The sequence below is a fragment of the Massilia sp. BHUDP2 genome, from assembly GCF_046236355.1.
In the GTDB taxonomy this organism is placed as follows: Bacteria; Pseudomonadota; Gammaproteobacteria; order Burkholderiales; family Burkholderiaceae_D; genus Telluria; species Telluria varians.
On the sequence record NZ_JBJUVW010000001.1, the window covers coordinates 316,998 to 333,378 of the forward strand.

At 67.6% G+C, this 16,381-nt stretch carries 12 protein-coding genes; 5 read left to right on the forward strand and 7 right to left on the reverse strand.

Translation table 11 applies throughout. The annotated features are described in order from the left end of the window. Positions 1–2: 2 nt before the first annotated feature. Positions 3–557 carry a carboxymuconolactone decarboxylase family protein gene (locus tag ACK6C6_RS01395; RefSeq protein ID WP_409265508.1) on the reverse strand — a complete coding sequence of 185 codons (555 nt, stop codon included), beginning with the start codon at positions 555–557 and terminating at the stop codon, positions 3–5. Between the two features lie 115 nt (positions 558–672). Between ACK6C6_RS01395 and ACK6C6_RS01400 the strand changes: the two genes are divergently transcribed. Beyond that, positions 673–1,998, forward strand: a complete 1,326-nt coding sequence (locus ACK6C6_RS01400; RefSeq protein WP_409265510.1) for an aspartate aminotransferase family protein — start codon at positions 673–675, stop codon at positions 1,996–1,998. Between the two features lie 104 nt (positions 1,999–2,102). On the opposite strand, the gene ACK6C6_RS01405 is transcribed toward ACK6C6_RS01400, so the two are convergent. Genes ACK6C6_RS01405 through yjgA form a run of 3 tightly spaced genes read right to left on the reverse strand, consistent with a single transcriptional unit; the run spans position 2,103 to position 4,013 of the window. Then, positions 2,103–2,768, reverse strand: a complete 666-nt coding sequence (locus tag ACK6C6_RS01405; protein ID WP_409265512.1) for an alpha/beta hydrolase — start codon at positions 2,766–2,768, stop codon at positions 2,103–2,105. Between the two features lie 26 nt (positions 2,769–2,794). Continuing rightward, positions 2,795–3,430, reverse strand: a complete 636-nt coding sequence (gene mog, locus ACK6C6_RS01410) for a molybdopterin adenylyltransferase (protein ID WP_409265514.1) — start codon at positions 3,428–3,430, stop codon at positions 2,795–2,797. Further along, positions 3,408–4,013, reverse strand: a complete 606-nt coding sequence (gene yjgA / locus ACK6C6_RS01415; RefSeq protein WP_409265516.1) for a ribosome biogenesis factor YjgA — start codon at positions 4,011–4,013, stop codon at positions 3,408–3,410. The genes mog and yjgA overlap by 23 nt, the downstream gene beginning before the upstream one ends. Before the next feature lie 106 nt (positions 4,014–4,119). Here yjgA and pmbA point away from each other — a divergent pair, with 106 nt between their 5' ends. The 4 genes from pmbA to ACK6C6_RS01435 are packed head-to-tail and all read left to right on the forward strand — an operon-like array spanning position 4,120 to position 7,125. Then, positions 4,120–5,484, forward strand: coding sequence for a metalloprotease PmbA (gene pmbA, locus ACK6C6_RS01420; RefSeq protein WP_409265517.1), 1,365 nt, complete (start codon positions 4,120–4,122; stop codon positions 5,482–5,484). A gap of 16 nt (positions 5,485–5,500) precedes the next feature. After that, positions 5,501–5,740 carry a hypothetical protein gene (locus ACK6C6_RS01425; RefSeq protein WP_209587349.1) on the forward strand — a complete coding sequence of 80 codons (240 nt, stop codon included), beginning with the start codon at positions 5,501–5,503 and terminating at the stop codon, positions 5,738–5,740. A gap of 16 nt (positions 5,741–5,756) precedes the next feature. Beyond that, on the forward strand, positions 5,757–6,713 hold the full coding sequence (locus ACK6C6_RS01430) for a DUF4214 domain-containing protein (RefSeq protein WP_209587350.1): 957 nt from the start codon (positions 5,757–5,759) through the stop codon (positions 6,711–6,713). Beyond that, positions 6,706–7,125, forward strand: coding sequence for a DUF1801 domain-containing protein (locus tag ACK6C6_RS01435; protein ID WP_409265518.1), 420 nt, complete (start codon positions 6,706–6,708; stop codon positions 7,123–7,125). Before ACK6C6_RS01430 ends, ACK6C6_RS01435 begins: the two co-directional genes overlap by 8 nt. Before the next feature lies 1 nt (position 7,126). On the opposite strand, the gene ACK6C6_RS01440 is transcribed toward ACK6C6_RS01435, so the two are convergent. From ACK6C6_RS01440 to ACK6C6_RS01450, 3 genes are all read right to left on the reverse strand, one after another. Continuing rightward, positions 7,127–14,791 (reverse strand): type I secretion C-terminal target domain-containing protein, encoded by a 7,665-nt coding sequence (locus ACK6C6_RS01440; RefSeq protein ID WP_409265519.1) that lies wholly within the window; start codon positions 14,789–14,791, stop codon positions 7,127–7,129. A 182-nt stretch (positions 14,792–14,973) separates the two neighbouring features. Further along, positions 14,974–15,210, reverse strand: coding sequence for a hypothetical protein (locus ACK6C6_RS01445; RefSeq protein ID WP_409265520.1), 237 nt, complete (start codon positions 15,208–15,210; stop codon positions 14,974–14,976). Between the two features lie 10 nt (positions 15,211–15,220). Then, a complete protein-coding gene (locus ACK6C6_RS01450; RefSeq protein ID WP_409265521.1) occupies positions 15,221–16,360 on the reverse strand; it encodes a M14-type cytosolic carboxypeptidase in 1,140 nt (379 codons plus the stop codon). Positions 16,361–16,381: the final 21 nt, after the last annotated feature.

The window sequence follows — 16,381 nt, forward strand, 5'->3', positions numbered from 1 at the left end:
CACTAGTCCGGCAGCCGCGCCTCGCAGCCTGCCGGCACCGCCGTCCTGGCCGTGTTCATCACCATGGCCAGGAAGGTGTAATACCCGTTGATCCCCATGAGATCGACCACCCCGTGCTCGCCGAACAGCGCGAGCGCATCGGCATACACCCGGTCCGAGACCGATTTGGCCTCGTGCAGCTCGACGCAGAAGTCGTGCACCACCGCTTCGTCGACCAGCATGTCGCCTGGTCTGCGCCGCTCGGCGATCGCCTGGATCACCGAGGCCGGAATGCCCACCTGGGCCGCGATCGGCGCGTGGATCGCCCATTCCACCTGCTGGTTCCACTGGCGCGCGGTGACCAGGATCGCCAGCTCCGACAGTCGCACCCCGATCGCGCTGCGGTAGCGCAGGTACTCGCCCATGCGCTGGGCGTATTCCATCAGCTCCGGACTGCGCAGCAAGGGCACGAAGGGGCCGTACACCGCCCCGCGCGGCCCGTCGATGATGGCCTGCGCCGCGGCGCGCTGGGCCGGGCTCATGTCCTCCAGGGCGATCGGTCCGAGTCGGTCGGTCATGGCGTCGATCAAATGTTGTAATTGGAAAATAATTGCACAGCGTTCTCTAAAAATCAAAAGAACCGGTGCACGGCACGCTTATTGTCAAACTCTTGTTCTGACCAAGGGAGTCGCAATGAGCCATATCCTCCACCGCAACCTGCGCCAGGTGCCGCCGACCGCGGTGTCCGCCGACGGCATCCGCATGCGCGACAAGGCCGGCCGGATCTACATCGACGCCAGCGGCGGGGCTGCCGTGTCCTCGCTCGGCCACGGGCATCCAGACGTGATCGCCGCCATGCACCGCCAGATCGACCGCTGCGCCTATGCCCACACCGCCTTCTTCACCACCGATGCGGCCGAGGAACTGGCCGACCGCCTGGTCCAGGGGGCGCCGCAGGACATCGGCGGCGTCTACCTGGTCTCGGGCGGTTCGGAAGCGATGGAGACGGCGCTCAAGCTGGCGCGCCAGTACTGGGTGGAGGCGGGCGAGCCGCAGCGCCGCCTGTTCATGGCGCGGCGCCAGAGCTACCACGGCAACACCCTGGGCGCGCTGGCGGTGGGCGGCAACGAGTGGCGCCGCAAGGCCTTCGCGCCGCTGCTGATGGACACCGTGCGGGTGAGCGCCTGCTACGAATACCGCGGCCGCGCGGCGCACCAGAGCGTGGACGACTACACCGCCGGCCTGCTCGACGAGCTGGAAACCCAGATCCTCAAGGCCGGGCCGGAGAACATCATCGCTTTCGTCGCCGAGCCGGTGGTGGGCGCCACCGGCGGCGCGATCCCCCCGACGCCGGGCTACTTCCAGGGCGTGCGCGACATCTGCGACCGCTACCGCATCCTGTTCATCGCCGACGAGGTGATGTGCGGGATGGGCCGCACCGGCACCATGTACGCGATCGAGCAGGACGGCGTGGCGCCGGACATCATCGCGATCGCCAAGGGCCTGGGCGCGGGCTACCAGCCGATCGGCGCGGTGCTGGCGCACCAGACCATCGTCGACTGCCTGCGTAACGGCAGCGGCATGTTCCAGCACGGGCACACCTACATCGGGCACCCGGTGGCGGCGGCGGCGGCGCTGGAAGTGCAGAAGGTGATCGAGCGCGACGACCTGCTGGGGCGCGTGCGCAGCCGCGGCGCGACGCTGCGGCGCATGCTGGGCGACGTGTTCGGCACCCACGAGCACGTGGGCGATATCCGCGGGCGCGGCATGTTCCTGGCGCTGGAATTCGTGCAGGACCGCGCCGACAAGCGGCCCTTCGCGCCGGAGCGCAAGCTGCACGCGGCGATCAAGGCCAAGGCGATGGAGAACGGGCTGATGGTCTACCCGATGGGCGGGACCATCGACGGGCAGTACGGCGACCACGTGCTGCTGGCGCCGCCCTTCATCGCGACGGCGGCGGATTTGTCGGAGATCGTGTCGCGCCTCGCCGATGCGGTGGAGGCCGCGTTGAAACAGTAGGGTGGGCGGGTTTCCCGCCCACGCGGTGATCGTTATCGGCTCCGATTTCGGGCTCGATGATCTCGCTGCGAGCTATCACCGCGTGGGCGGCGAAGCCGCCCACTCTACGCCAGCACCTTCCTGATCCATTTCGAAATATCCTGCACCTCTTCCAGGCACAGCGAGTGCTGCATCATGTACTCGTGCCACTCGACCTGGTAACCCAGCGACACCAGCACATCCTTCGACTCGCGCGCACGCGCGAAGGGCACCACGTTGTCGTGGGTGCCGTGGGCCATGAAGATCGGCGTGGCCAGGCTTTCCTCGGTACGCTCGTTGACGACCACGTTGGCCAGCGGCAGGTAGCCCGACAGGCACAGCATGCCGGCCAGCTTTTCCGGATGGCGCATGCCGGTCTGCAGGGTCATCGCGCAGCCTTGCGAGAAGCCAGCCAGGATGATGCGCGAGGCCGGGATGCCGCGTGCCTTTTCGCGCGCGATCAGGGCTTCCACGTCGCGCTGCGAGGCGCGCAGGCCGCCTTCGTCCTCGCGGCGGGTCAGTTCGGCGCCGGTGATGTCGTACCAGGCGCGCATCACGTAGCCGCCGTTGATCGTCACCGGCATGGTCTTCGCATGCGGGAACACGAAGCGGATGCCCGGCAATCCGGCGAGGTCCAGTTCGTTCACGAGTGGCACGAAGTCGTTGCCGTCGGCGCCCAGGCCGTGCAGCCAGATGACTGCCACTTGCGGGTTCGGCGCGGTTTCGATCTCGATGTTTTGCAGCAGTTCCATGGGTTCCTTAGGAATGACAATGCAGTTCAGGCAGCAGGAGGACGCAGCGCCGATTTCGGGCGGAAGGTCTTGCTGACGGACGGATTGGTTTCGATGTAGGGGCCGCCGATCAGGTCGATGCAGTAGGGGACGGCGGCAAAAATCCCGCCGACGACCGTGTTGCCGGCATCGTCCTTCAGGCCTTCCAGCGTTTCCTTGATCGACTTGGGCTGGCCCGGCAGGTTCATGATCAGGGCCGCGTGGTCAAGCGTCTCGCGGATCACCGCGGTCTGGCGTGACAGGATCGCGGTCGGCACGAAGCGCAGGCTGATCTGGCGCATCTGCTCGCCGAAGCCCGGCATCTCTTTCGTGGCCACGGCCAGCGTTGCCTCGGGCGTGAGGTCGCGCCGCGCCGGGCCGGTGCCGCCGGTGGTGAGCACCAGATGGCAGCGCGCATTGTCGACCAGGTCGACCAGGGTGCGCTCGATCTCCGCGCGTTCGTCGGGGATCAGACGGGTTTCGACCCGAAACGGCGTGGTGATCGCCTGCGCCAGCCACTCGTGCAGGGCCGGGATGCCCTTGTCCTCGTAGACGCCGCCGCTGGCGCGGTCCGAGACCGACACCAGGCCGATGATCAGCTCTTGATGCGCCAATTCAGGATTACTCGTCGTCGGACTCGTCATCGCCGGCTTCTTCCTCGTCGTCTGCTGCCGCCTTCTGTTTCTGCTTCTTGCCCAGGTCCTTCAGGATCTGGAAGATCTCGCGGTAGGCCTTGGGCGGCTTGTTCTCCGCCTGTTCCTTGCGCGCGTTGCGGATCAGGGTGCGCAGGTGCTGCACGTCCAGTTCCGGATTTTCTTCCAGCAGCTGGGTCAGGGCCTTGTCGTCGGCCAGCAATTTCTCGCGGCGGCGCTCGAGGGCGTGCAGCGCGGCGGTCTCGGCCTTCGAGGCGCCTTTCCAGCCCTCGATGGTGCGCTTGATGAGCTCGACTTCTTCCTCGTCCAGCGTGCGCATCTTCTTGCCCACGAACTGCAGGGCGCGGCGGCGGCCTTCGTGGTTGGTGATGGTCTGGCAGGTAAGGATGGCTTCCTTGACGTCTTCCGGCATCTCGACGCGCTTGACGCGGTCGCGCGGCGCCTCCACCAGCTGTTCGCCGAGCTTTTGCAGCTCGTTCGACTGGCGCTTGGCTTCGGACTTGGAAGGACGTTCGTATTCTTGGTCGAACTCGTTGGACTGGAAGCCCACGGAGCCGCGGTTTGGATTAGGCATGATCTATGGATTGACCCGGATCGATCCGATTGGCGTAGAGCCGGTCAGTGAAAATAGTAAACGGCTGCTATGATAACTGTTTTAGGGCGAGCCACGAAAACACGACATGAACGACTCCGCGATCACTTCTACGTTTACCCATACCCAGGACCAGCTGAAACAGCTCGCCCGCGACGTGTTGGCCTTCGCGAAAGAGCAGGGCGCCACCGACGCGTCGGTCGAGATCAGCGAAGGCAGCGGCCTGTCGGTTTCCGTGCGTAAAGGCAAGATCGAGACCATCGAGCAGAACAAGGACAAGGGCATCGGCGTCACCGTCTACTACGGCCAGCGGCGCGGCAATGCCAATACCTCCGACTTCTCCACCAAGTCCCTGAAAGACACCGTGGAAGCGGCCTGGAACATCGCCCGCTTCACCGCCGAAGACGACTGCGCCGGCCTGCCCGACGCCGAGCTGCTGGAAACGAGCCCGCGCGACCTGCGCCTGTTCTACCCCTGGCAGATCAGTACCGAAGAAGCGGTCGAACTCGCCCAGCGCTGCGAAAACGCGGCTTTCGAGGTCGACCCGCGCATCAGCAACAGCGAAGGCGCCAGCGTCTACGTGCAGCAGTCGCATTTCGTCGGCGCCAACTCGCGCGGCTTCATCGGCGGCTATCCGTTCTCGCGCCACACGATCTCGGTCGCGCCGATTGCCGGCAAGGGCAACCGGATGCAGCGCGACGACTGGTATACCTCGGCGCGCGACCCCAAGAAACTGGCCAAGCCGGAAGCCGTGGGCCGCTACGCCGCCGAGCGCGCGCTGGCACGCCTGAACGCGCGCAAGCTGGACACCCGCACCTGCCCGGTGCTGTTCGAGGCCCCGCTGGCCGCCGGCCTGCTCGGCGCCTTCGTGCAGGCGGTCTCGGGCGGCGCGCTGTACCGCAAGTCGAGCTTCCTGCTCGATTCGCTGGGCAAGCAGGTCTTCCCGGAGCATATCAACATCGTCGAAGACCCGCACCTGATCGGCGCGGTCGGCTCCGCGCCCTTCGACGAGGAAGGCGTGCGCACCACCCGCCGCAAGGTGGTGGAGAATGGCGTACTGCAGGGCTACTTCCTGTCCTCGTACTCGGCGCGCAAGCTGGGCATGCAGACCACGGGCAATGCCGGCGGCTCGCACAACCTCGACATCGTCTCCACGGGCACGAAGCGCGCCGACGATTTCGAAGGCATGCTGCGCAAGATGGGCACGGGCCTGCTGGTCACCGAACTGATGGGCCAGGGCGTCAACTACGTCACCGGCGATTATTCGCGCGGCGCATCTGGTTACTGGGTCGAGAACGGCGTGATCCAGTATCCGGTGGAAGAGATCACCATCGCGGGCAATATGCGCGAGATGTTCCAGCAAATCGTGGCGATCGGCAACGATGTCCTGGCACGCGGCAACAAATCGACCGGTTCGATCCTCATCGAAAAGATGGTCGTGGCCGGTAGTTGAAACTGGAGAATAAATAATGAGCAAGTTCGTTCGCATTGACAAGGAAAACAGCCAGAAGAGCGTCCTGCTCAACCTCGACCTGGTCGCCACCGTCGAGCTGTCCCAGCCCTCCGACCTGCTCAGCTCGGGCAACGAGGCGCGCAAGGCCTACGTGAGCTTCCTGGCGCCCGACAAGACCACCATCGCCACCCTGCATTTCGACGCGCTCGCGGACGCCAATACCTGGGTCCAGAAGCACCTGGGCGTCGAGCTCTAAAACAAGCGGAGGCGCCATGGCCAAGCTCGTCCTGTCGCAAGCCTTCGATTTCCGCAGCGCCCAGGACTGGACCTGGATGCTGCGGGAAACCAACTTCAACCGCATCTCGATCGCGGACACCACCTACCGCCAGACCTTCCTCGGCGACTTTCCGCTGGCCTCGGACAGCAGCCTGAACGGCAAGATCGCCAGCACCTCCTTTTCCATCAAGGATGCGCTGGTCTACACCATCAGCGGTCTCGACCATGCTGCCAGCCTGCTAGCCCCCTACGTCGAGCGCAAGGGCGACCTGCGCGGCCTGTACGAGCCTTTCCTGGCCGGCGACGATACGATCGAGGGCAGCGCTGGCGCCGACGGCCTGATGGGCTTTGCCGGCAACGACCGCATCCGCGGCGGCGGCGGGGACGACTGGATCTCGGGAGGCGCCGGCTTCGATTTCGCCCTGTACGCGGGCAAGCACGCCGCCTACGCCGTCACCCGCACGGCCACCGGCTTCACCGTGGCCGACAGCACCGGCGTGGAGGGCAGGGACAGCCTGGAGGGCATCGAGCGCCTGGTCTTCGCCGACACCAACGTGGCGCTCGACGTCGGGGCCGGCGAAACCGGCGGCCGCGCCTACCGCCTGTACGAGGCCGCCTTCAACCGCACGCCGGATGCGGCGGGCGTCGGCTTCTGGATCGGCAAGCTCGATGCGGGCGTGTCGGTCACGGCGGTGGCGCAGGGCTTCATCGACTCGCAGGAATACCGCGACGCCTACGGCTCCGCCATGACGCACCGCGAGCTGGTCACGCGCTACTACACCAACATCCTCGACCGCGCGCCGGAGCAGGCGGGCCTGGACTTCTGGGTGCAGAAACTCGACAGCGGCGTGGCGCGCGCCGACGTGCTGGCCGGGATCAGCGAGAGTCCGGAAAACATCAACGGCTCGGCGGCGATCATCGCCAACGGCTTTGCCTACACCCCCTATGGCTGAGAACAAGACCAGGGCCAATGGCGCCAGCGTGCGCGCCTACCTGGATGCGATTCCCGACGCCGCGCGCCGCCAGGACTGCGAAGCGATCGTGGCGATGATGAGCAGGGTGACGGGAGCGCCTCCCGTCATGTGGGGCGGCAGCATCGTCGGCTTCGACAGCTATCACTACAAGTATGCCAGCGGCCGCGAAGGCGACGCCCCGCTCGCCGGCTTCTCTTCGCGCAAGGGTGACATCAGCATCTATCTGTCCTGCGAAGTGCCGCCGACGGACGCGCTGCGCGAGCGCCTGGGCCGGCACAAGATGGGCAAGGCCTGCCTCTACGTGCGCCGGCTGGAGGACGTCGACGCGCACGTGCTGGAGCAGCTGGTGGCCGAGGCGGCCGCCGCGACGCGGGCGCGCTACCCCGCCTGAATCAGCCCCAGGGCGTGTAGGGAATGCCGCTGGCGATCAGTTCGGCCACGGCGGCCTGGTTTTCCATGCTCTCGCTGATTGCGGCAAGCACCGCGGACAGGCTCGCTTTCTTGCTGTCCAGGATATCGAGCCAGTAGGCGTAGCCCGCGGCCTCCGGTTCGCGGTGCAGGATATTGGTGTAGAAGCGCGTGACGATCTCGGCATTGGTCGGCGCGCTGCCGTACACCTCGGCGAATTCCTTCGAGGCCGCGAAGCCGGCGGCGATGTCGACCAGCGTGCTGCCCTGGTCCATCGCCTGCAGCCAGAAACCCATGCCTTTCATGTCCGGCGCGCGGTCGAAGGCGGCGCGGTAGATGCGGAAGGCCTGGCCGGCCACGCCGTCGATGTCGAGCGCCATGGCGCCGTCGGCGAAGACCAGGCGTTCCACGCCGGCCAGCGTGTCGCTGCCGTCGCCGGCTGAACTACGCTTGTCGACTACCTGGAACACGCCTGCGGCATGCGTGACCGTATAGTCGGCCCTGCTGCCGGTGTAGCGCGCGCTGTCCAGGCCAGCGCCGCCGACCAGGGTGTCGTTGCCGGCGCCGCCCACCAGCACGTCGTTGCCTTCGCCGCCGTCGAGACGGTCGTTGCCGCTGCCGCCGGTGAGCACCTCGCTGCCTGCGCCGCCGATGCTGGTGACCGGCGGATCGGCGGCGACCGGCGGTGCAGGAGGCGGCGGTGGTGGTGGAGGAGGGGGCGGAGGAGGTGGAGGAGGGGGCGGCGGCACGAAGGGCGCCGGCACGGCGACGGATTCGAGGAAGTTGGCTGCCGTGATGTCGGCCACCTTGAGATGATTGAGCAGCATGACCGTCTCGAAGCCGCTCATACCGAGGGCGCCGTCCCTGTCGAACTGCAGCTGCACATCGGCGCCGTCCTGTACCAGGCGCAGGTAGCCTTTGCCGAACGGGTCTGGCACCGTTTCCAGGCTGATCGGCAAGCCAAGCAGCGAGATCCAGTCGCCGTCGGCGCCTGGCCTGAAGTCGGCCACGGCATACAGCTGGGGGCCGGCAATGAAGACGTCGCGTCCTTCGCCGCCGGTGGCCATGGCCGCGATGCTCTTGTCGTTCCCGGTCCAGTTTTCATTGACCCTGAAGATGTCGGCGCCCGCGCCGCCCAGCATGGTCACGCGTGCGCCGGCATCGGCGTTCGGCTCGGACTGGACGGTCAGGGTGTCGTTGCCGTCGCCGCCGTCGAGGGTACCGTTACCGCGCCAGAGCGCGAGGATGTCGTCGCCGTCCTGGCCGCGCAGCGTCGATTCTCCAGCGGATACCAGGTAGTCGTTGCCGGCGCCACCCAGCAGCGTGTTCTTGCCGGCGGTGTCGGTCAGGCGGTCGTTACCGGCGCCGCCATCGAGCGTATCGTTGCCGAAGTAGCCCTCGAGGACGTCGTTGCCGTCGCCACCATTGAGTACGTCGTCCAGCCAGCCGCCGGTAAAACTGTCGTTGCCGGTGCTGCCGTTCCAGGTCATGCCTTTGGTGCTGCCGTCCGGCGGCAGGCCGTGGGCCATGTTGGCGGCGGTGAGCTTGGCGGCATCGACGTTCTTCAGGCGCAGCAGGGGCTGGTGCGCCAGCGCTCCGCCTGCGCCGTCGGGGTCGAGCCAGAACACGGTGTCGGCGCCATCCTGGCGCAGCTGGACCTGCCCGCTGGCGAAGAACGAACCGTTCATGTGGACGATGTCGAAGATGTCGAGCAGGTCGCCGCCCTCGCCGGCCTGGAAGTCGAGGATGGTCAGCGAGCCGATGCCGGCAGCCGGCAACCAGTTGATGTCGAAGCTGTCCTTGCCGGCGCCGCCTTCGAGCGTGAGCGCCAGGGCGGCCTCGGCAGTGGCGTAGATCTTGAACTGGTCGTCGCCCGCGTCGCCGTGCAGCGCGGCGCGTTCGGGGCTGCGTGCCGGGTCCGTGGCCCAGGACAGCTGCAGGGTGTCGTTGCCGTCGCCGCCGTGCAGCACGTCGCTGCCCCAGCTGGTGGACAACTGGTCGTCGCCGGCGCCGCCGTCGAGGACGTCGTTTCCGCTTTGTCGTGCATCGAAGCCGGGCGGCAGCGGGAATTCCATCTGGAAGTCGCCGTCGAGCCTGTCCTTGCCGTCGCCCCCGAGCAGGCGGTCGTTGCCGACGCCACCCCACAGGAGGTCGTCGCCCCCTGCGCCGTCGATGGTGTCGCCCAGCCAGCCGCCGACGATCTCGTCGGCGCCGGCCGTGCCGGCGATCGTGCGGCCCTGCGTCGTGCCGTCCGGGTTGAAACCCATCGCGATATTGGCGGCGCCGAGCGCGCTCTTGTTCACGTTCGCCAGCGTGAGCAGGTCTTCGTAGCTGGCGGCGCCGTCCCTGGTGACGCGCAGCTGCACGACCGTGTCCGCGCCGCGCTGGACAGCCTTGAGCAGGCCGCCTTCCGCGAACGGATTCGGCTTGGCGGGATCCCAGCTGTTCCAGAGCAGCCTGGTCAGGTCGAGCAGGTCGCCGCCTTCGCCGGTCTGGAAGTCCAGGATCCTGATGCTGCCTGCCTGGCGGCCCTCGATCACATAGACGTCGCTGCCGGCGCCGCCGTCGGCGGTCACGTCGACCCGGGCCCCGCTGTCGCGGATCACGATACGGTCGTTGCCGGCGCCGGCATGGACCGTGGACGTCGTTGCCGCTTCCGTATAAGACAAGGGATAGGCGGTCCAGATCGTATCGTCGCCGTCGCCGCCGTCGAACACCGTGCCGTTGCCGCTGCTTTCCAGGAAATCCTTGCCTTCACCGCCGGCGAGGATGTCGCCGCTGCCGCGCGAGTACAGCCTGTCGTTGCCCGCTCCGCCTTCGAGCCGGTTGCTGCCTTCGTCGCCATACAGCGTGTCGCTGCCGTCGCCGCCCCACAGCTCGTCGTCGCCCCTGCCGCCCCAAAGGATGTCGTCGCCGGTCTCGCCATGCAGGATGTCGTTGCCGTTTTCACCGTAGATCTTGTCGTTGCCGCCGGCGCCGCGCAGGCGGTCGTCCAGCCGTCCGCCGTGCATGTCATCGTCCGCCGCGGTGCCGCTGCGCTCCCAGCCGATCGGCGAACCGTCGGGACGGGCGCCGTCGCTGAAGTTCTCGCCGGTCAGCGCGCCGATCGAGGTATCGCGCAGCACGGCCGTGTCGATCCACTGGGCCGGGGTGCCGCCTGGCGCCATGTTGTACTGCAGGACGGCATCGGCGCCACGTTGGAGCATGCGCAGCAGGTTCCAGCTCCCGAAGGGATTGCCGGTGCCGAGCGAGTCGACGAAGACCGCGGAGATGTCGAGCACGTCGCCGCCGGCGCCGGCCTGGAAGTCGGTCACCGTGATCGGAGGAAGCGCGAGGAAGTGGCTGAAGCGGTAGGTGTCCTGCCCGCTGCCGCCGGTCGCCTCGACCGGCGTCTTGCCCCGGCCGCCCGACAGCACCAGGACGTCGTCGCCATCGCCGGCCGTTACGCGCAGCACCTCGATCCCGTCGGCGCCGCCATGGGGCCGGAGTTCGATGTAGTCGTTGCCGGCGCCGGCATCGATGCCGGCAATGCTCATGGCTGCCTCGATCCGGTCGTTGCCGGCGCCGCCGATGACTTGCATGGTGCCGGATGCCCTGTACTGGTTCGGGTATTGCACGCCCGCCCTGATCCAGTCGTCGCCGGCGCCGCCGTCGACCAGTCCGCTGCCGAATTCGTCGATCAGGGTGTCGTTGCCGTCGCCGCCCAGCAGGCGGTCGTCGCCATCGCCGTCTTCGAGCCGGTCGTCGCCGGCGCCGCCCTCGAGCAGGTCGCTGCCGCTGTTGCCGTACAGGGTGTCGGCGCCCTTGCCGCCGCGCAGGATGTCGTCGCCCGAACCGCCGCTCAAGGTGTCGCCGATACCCTCTTCGTCGCCGCCTTCGATCCGATCGTCCCCGGCGCCGCCGTCGATCTGGTCGTCCCCGCCCATCCCCTGGATAATGTCGTCGCGCGCGCCGCCGGTCAGACGGTCGCGGCCCGCGGTGCCGACGATGGTCTGGCCGGTGTAGTTGCCGTCGGGGTGGTATTGCCCGACGATGTGCGCCTCGGTGAGCGTCTTCAGGTCGACCCCGGCGAGCGTCGCGATCAGGCGCATGCCTTGCGCGCTCCCGGCAGCGCCGTCGGCATCCTGGTAGAGCAGCACGTCGCTTCCCGACTGCTCCATTTTCAGGTAGGCGCGGCGGCCGAAGGGATTGCCGTCCAGCGCAAACGGGAACAGGTCGCGCAGGTCCAGCCGGTCGCCGTCGGCGGCGCTGAAATCGGCGATCGTCAGGGCGCTGTCGCCGCGCTGGATGCGGAACACGTCGGCGCCGCTTCCGCCGCGTGCGGTGACCTTGTCCCAGGCCGCGATCTGCAGCGTGTCGTCGCCGGCGCCGCCATCGAGCAGGTTGACGCCCTTGCCGTAGACCGACAGCGTATCCTTGCCTTCGCCGCCATACAGCGCGTTGTCGCCTTCGTAGTCGTTCAGATGGTCGTCTCCGGCGTCGCCGTAGAGCCGGTCGTTGCCGCTGCCGCCGTCCAGGGTGTCGTTGCCGTCGCCGCCTTCCAGGACGTCGTTCCCCCCGTAGCCATCGAGCGTATCGTTGCCGCCCAGGCCGCGCAGGGTGTCGTCGAAGCTCCCGCCCTGCAGCTGGTCCATGCCTGCCGTCCCCTGGCGCTCATTGCCCTTCTGCGAACCGCCTGGATCGACGTCGCTGAAGTTTTCCCTGGTGAAGGAGGACAGCAGCTTCCCGGTGAAGATCACGACGTCGTCCCAGCCATCGGCGCCGGCCGCGCCGTCGAGGTCGCGCTGCAGGACCACGTCCGCGCCGCGCTGGACGAGGCGCAGCATGCCGGACGGGCCGAAGGGATTGACCGGGTTCGGGCCGGGCGGCACGGGCAGCATCCACAAGGCGCCGACGATGTCGCCCTGGCTGCCGGTCTCGAAGTCGGAGATCGTCACCACCGGCAGGAACGCGCTGCCGTCGAAGTAATACGCATCCCTGCCGGCACCGCCGGAAGCGTGGATCGGGCGCACGGCGGTGTCGGAGCCGGGCAGGCTGATCATGTCGTCGCCGTCGCCGGCATCGAGCTGCAGCGCCCCCTCCCAGCGCGTGGCGCGCGGGAACATCTTGCTCCCGATGGAGATCAGGTCGTTGCCGCTGCCGCCCTCGATGCGGTCGACGGTGTCGCCGGCGGCGATGTTGTCGTCGCCGTCGCCGCCCAGGACGCGCGACTTGATGCCGGGGCCGCCCAGGTCGGGCGCCGCGGCCTGGATCTTGTCCTTGCCGGCGCCACCGTCGAGGGTGTTGTAGCCTTCCTTGTCGACCAGGACGTCGTCGCCGACGCCGCCGCGCAGCACGTCGTTGCCGGCGCCGCCGTACAGTTCGTCGCCGCCCCAGCTTTCGTCGCCGCCTTCGAGCAGGTCGTTGCCGGCGCCGCCATCGAGGCGGTCGGGGCCACCCAGACCACGGATGGTGTCGTCGTACACGCCCCCGAACAGCACGTCGCTGCCTTCGGTGCCGGTGATGGTTTCGCCGGTCTCGCGGCCGTCGGGGTGGTAGGGCCCGACGATGTGGGCGCCGGTCAGCGCGGCCAGGTCGACATTGGCGAGGGTCGCGGCCAGCTGCCAGCCGTACCGGTTTCCGGCGGCGCCGTCGGCGTCCACCAGGACCCGCACGTCGCTGCCCGCCTGTTCCAGCTTGAAGTAGCCGAGGCTGCCGAAGGGATTGCTCTTCGGCGTTTCCGGGAGCAGGCTGTTGAGGTTCAGCTGGTCGCCGTCGGCCGGCGTAAAATCGGCAATGGTCACCGTGCCGCCGGCCTTCTCCAGCACGAACACGTCGGCGCCGCTGCCGCCGCGCGCCGTCACCGAGACGCCGGGTTCGGCGACGCCGATGGTCAGCCGGTCCTGGCCCGCACCCCCATCCATGATGAGCTCTTGCGGCCCGTTCCAGACGCTGCTGACACGCAGCGTGTCATCGCCTTCGCCACCCAGCAGGGTGCTGTTGCCGAAACCGCCGCTCCACAGGTCGTCGGCACCGTTGCCGCCGTCGAGCAGATTGGTGCCGCTGTTTTCCGCATGCAGCGTGTCGTTGCCATCGCCGCCTTCCAGGATGTTGTCGCCGCCGAGGGTGTGCATCTCGTTGAGCGTGTCCTGGCCCCAGCCGCCGATCAGGTGGTCGCTGCCGTTGCCGCCGTAGAGCTTGTCGTCCTCTTCACCCCCGTCGAGCCGGTCGTCGCCGTCGCCGCCCACCAGCTCGTCATCGCCCCAGCCGCCTTCGAGCCGGTCGTTGCCGGTACTGCCGTTCAGGCGGTCATCGCCTCCGAGTCCCTGCAGCGTGTCATCCAGCGTGCCGCCAGTCAGGGTGTCGGGGCCCACGGTGCCGGTCAGGGTCAGCCCGCGCGGCGCGCCGGCCGGGTCGAGTCCACCGGCGAAGTTGGCAGCACTCAGCTGCCCAGGCTGGACGCCGCTGAGTTCCACCATGGTCTGGTAGCCGGTTTCGCCCGGCAGACGCCGTTGCAGCAGGGTGTCGGCGCCTTGCGCGAGCAGGCGCAGGCTGCCGTCGGCGAAGGGATTGCCGCTGTACCCCGCCGGCAGCAATCCCTGGATATCGAGGCGTTCGCCGGCGCCGGCGGCGAAATCGCTGATGCGCACCCGCAGGCCGGCATCGAGCGCCGTGTTCCCGGCGAAGCTGAACGTGTCGATGCCGGCGCCGCCCGTCATCGTCAACTGGGCCTTGACCCGCTCCTTCAGCATGGCCTGCAGCATGTCGTTGCCGCTGCCGCCATCGATGGTGCTGGGCGTCTCGCTGCCGAGCGAGATGGTGATCTTGTCGTCGCCGCCGCCGCCCGCCATGTCGACGCCGCTGCTCGCCGACAGACTGTCATTGCCTTCGCCCCCATCGAATGTGCCGGTCGCGCCGATACCGGAAGACAGGTTGTCGTTGCCGTCGCCGCCAAACAGGGTGTTGCGGCCTTCGTCATCGCTCAGGAAGTCGTCGTCGGCCCCGCCTTCGAGCCGGTCGTCGCCGCTTCCACCGATCAGCTGGTCGTGCCCGGCGCCGCCGCGCAGGATATCGTTGCCGGCGCCGCCATGGAGCCGGTCGCCGCCCGCATCGGAGGCGAGGCCGTCGCCATCGAGGATGTCGTCTCCGCCCAGGCCAAACAAGGTGTCGCCGCCGGCGTCCCCGTTCAGGGTATCGGCATGGTCGCTTCCGTACAGGATGTCCGGGGCCGTGGTGCCGGTCCGGGTGACGGCTGGCGGACTGGCGGCGGTGGTGAACTCGAACAGCAGGGGGTATGCGCTATCGCCCGGGAGCTTGTTGCCGGCTGCGTCCGTCAAGGCATCGTGGCTGAACATCACCGTGTAGGCGGTCGCATACTGCAAGGGCCAGAATGGTGTGATGGTCAGGGTATTGCCCGATATCCAGATCTCCGCGTTCATGTACACGGGTCCCCCAGCGACCGCATTGCCGCCCGCCATGACGTAGAAACTTCCCGTTCCCCAAAAAATCGGCTCGTTGAATGTCAACACGAGCTTGCCGTTGGTCAGGTGGGAGGCGCCGTCCGGGCCACTGACCAGGGTGGGGCCTTGCGTATCTGCGGTGGATGCCGACGAGCCCGACATGGTGGCCTTGAACACGGTGAAGGGCGGGAACAGGTCGGCGCGTCGCATGAGAGGGAGTCCGGGGGCAAAGGGCAGCCGAAACTATCACTGACTCAACAGTGCTTGTCGAGTAAAAAATGCAACAGAATTTCGTTCATGCGATGTGCATGAGGCCAGTCCTGTGGTGTGGTCCGGAAACGACGACGCCCCGGAAAGCCGGGGCGTCTGCAAGGGCGGAAGCGAAGAAGAACCTAGCCGCTCTGCCCGATGCGGCTCAGGCGCTGGCCATAGATGCCCCAGGTGACCGGCTCGCCGTCGACCGTGGCCTTGAGGGCCCAACCGGTGCCGATCTTCTCGACCGTCACCTCGGCCTCGACTTCCTTCGCCACTTTTTCGGCCCAGGTCTGGGCCGCGCCGCGGCCCTTGAACAGCTCCTGGCCTTCGAACACGACGGTGGCGTCGAACACGGGGGCGGAGAAGATGCTCATCGCCCGCTCCTTACTTCGTGCCCAGCGCGCGGACCGCGTTCAGCACCGGCTGCAGCACCGCCGCGCCCAGGCGCGCGCTGCGGGCGCCGTCCCAGCCCACCTGCGGGTCCGGGTCGTTGGCGTTGTCCTTGAACGGCAGTTCCAGGGTCAGCGACAGGCAGCCGAAGGCGTGGGTGATGTGCGAGGAGCCCATGGTGAGGGTCTCGTCGGTGAACGGGGTCTTGCCGTAGCCGTGCACGTCCTGGAAGTCCGGGCTGGCGATCTTGAAGTCCTCGATGAAACGCTGCTGCTGCGCGGCCTGGGCCTCGGTCCAGGTCGGGAGCGACTCGCTGCCGGCCACGAACACATAGGGCAGGCCCTCGTCGCCGTGTACGTCCAGGCACAGGTCGACGCCGGTCTCGTGCATCTTCTTCAGCACCAGGAACACTTCCGGGCTGCGCTCCATCGACGGGTTCATCCACTCGCGGTTCAGGTTGGCGCCGGCCGCGTTGGTGCGCAGGTTGCCGCGCACCGAGCCGTCCGGGTTCATGTTCGGCACCACGTAGAACACCGATTCCTTCAGGAGCTGGCGGCCGAACGGGTGGGCCGGGTCGAGCAGGGCGTCGAGCATGCCTTCGACGAACCACTCGGCCATGGTCTCGCCCGGGTGCTGGCGTGCGATCACCCAGACCTTTTTCTTTTCAGGCGAGGGCTCGCCGATGACCAGCATGTTCAGGTCGCGGCCGTCGACGGTGGAGCCGAGGTCCAGCATGCGCACGTTCTCGGCCATCTGGGCGCGATCGAGCAGCTCCAGGTGGCGTTCCCACGAATAGGGCTCGAAGTAGGCGTAGTAGACGCTGTCCATGCCCGGGGTGTGCTCGATCGTCATGACCTTGCCGTCGTAGGAGGTCGGCACGCGGAACCAGTTGACGCGGTCGTAGCTCGCCATCGCCTGGTAGCCTTCCCAGCCGGCCGGATAGGCGGCTTGGGCCGCATTCAGGAAGCGGATGGTGCAGGCCTGGCCTTGCGCGCCCTGCAGGCGGAAGTAGAACCATTGCACGATGTCGGCGTGCGAATCCTTGCGGATGTTCAGGTCGATGGCGTTCGCGCTTGTGGCGTTGACGACTTCGATGGCGCCAGCGTCGAACTGGCTGCTGATCTTGATAGACATGGTGTGTCCTGGATTATCGGT

Bases quoted from the DNA above. Each gene is read 5' to 3' on its own strand.
- ACK6C6_RS01395 (WP_409265508.1), bottom strand. From the start codon at position 557: ATGACCGACCGACTCGGACCGATCGCCCTGGAGGACATGAGCCCGGCC.
- ACK6C6_RS01400 (WP_409265510.1), top strand. From the start codon at position 673: ATGAGCCATATCCTCCACCGCAACCTGCGCCAGGTGCCGCCGACCGCG.
- ACK6C6_RS01405 (WP_409265512.1), bottom strand. From the start codon at position 2,768: ATGGAACTGCTGCAAAACATCGAGATCGAAACCGCGCCGAACCCGCAA.
- mog (WP_409265514.1), bottom strand. From the start codon at position 3,430: ATGACGAGTCCGACGACGAGTAATCCTGAATTGGCGCATCAAGAGCTG.
- yjgA (WP_409265516.1), bottom strand. From the start codon at position 4,013: ATGCCTAATCCAAACCGCGGCTCCGTGGGCTTCCAGTCCAACGAGTTC.
- pmbA (WP_409265517.1), top strand. From the start codon at position 4,120: ATGAACGACTCCGCGATCACTTCTACGTTTACCCATACCCAGGACCAG.
- ACK6C6_RS01425 (WP_209587349.1), top strand. From the start codon at position 5,501: ATGAGCAAGTTCGTTCGCATTGACAAGGAAAACAGCCAGAAGAGCGTC.
- ACK6C6_RS01430 (WP_209587350.1), top strand. From the start codon at position 5,757: ATGGCCAAGCTCGTCCTGTCGCAAGCCTTCGATTTCCGCAGCGCCCAG.
- ACK6C6_RS01435 (WP_409265518.1), top strand. From the start codon at position 6,706: ATGGCTGAGAACAAGACCAGGGCCAATGGCGCCAGCGTGCGCGCCTAC.
- ACK6C6_RS01440 (WP_409265519.1), bottom strand. From the start codon at position 14,791: ATGCGACGCGCCGACCTGTTCCCGCCCTTCACCGTGTTCAAGGCCACC.
- ACK6C6_RS01445 (WP_409265520.1), bottom strand. From the start codon at position 15,210: ATGAGCATCTTCTCCGCCCCCGTGTTCGACGCCACCGTCGTGTTCGAA.
- ACK6C6_RS01450 (WP_409265521.1), bottom strand. From the start codon at position 16,360: ATGTCTATCAAGATCAGCAGCCAGTTCGACGCTGGCGCCATCGAAGTC.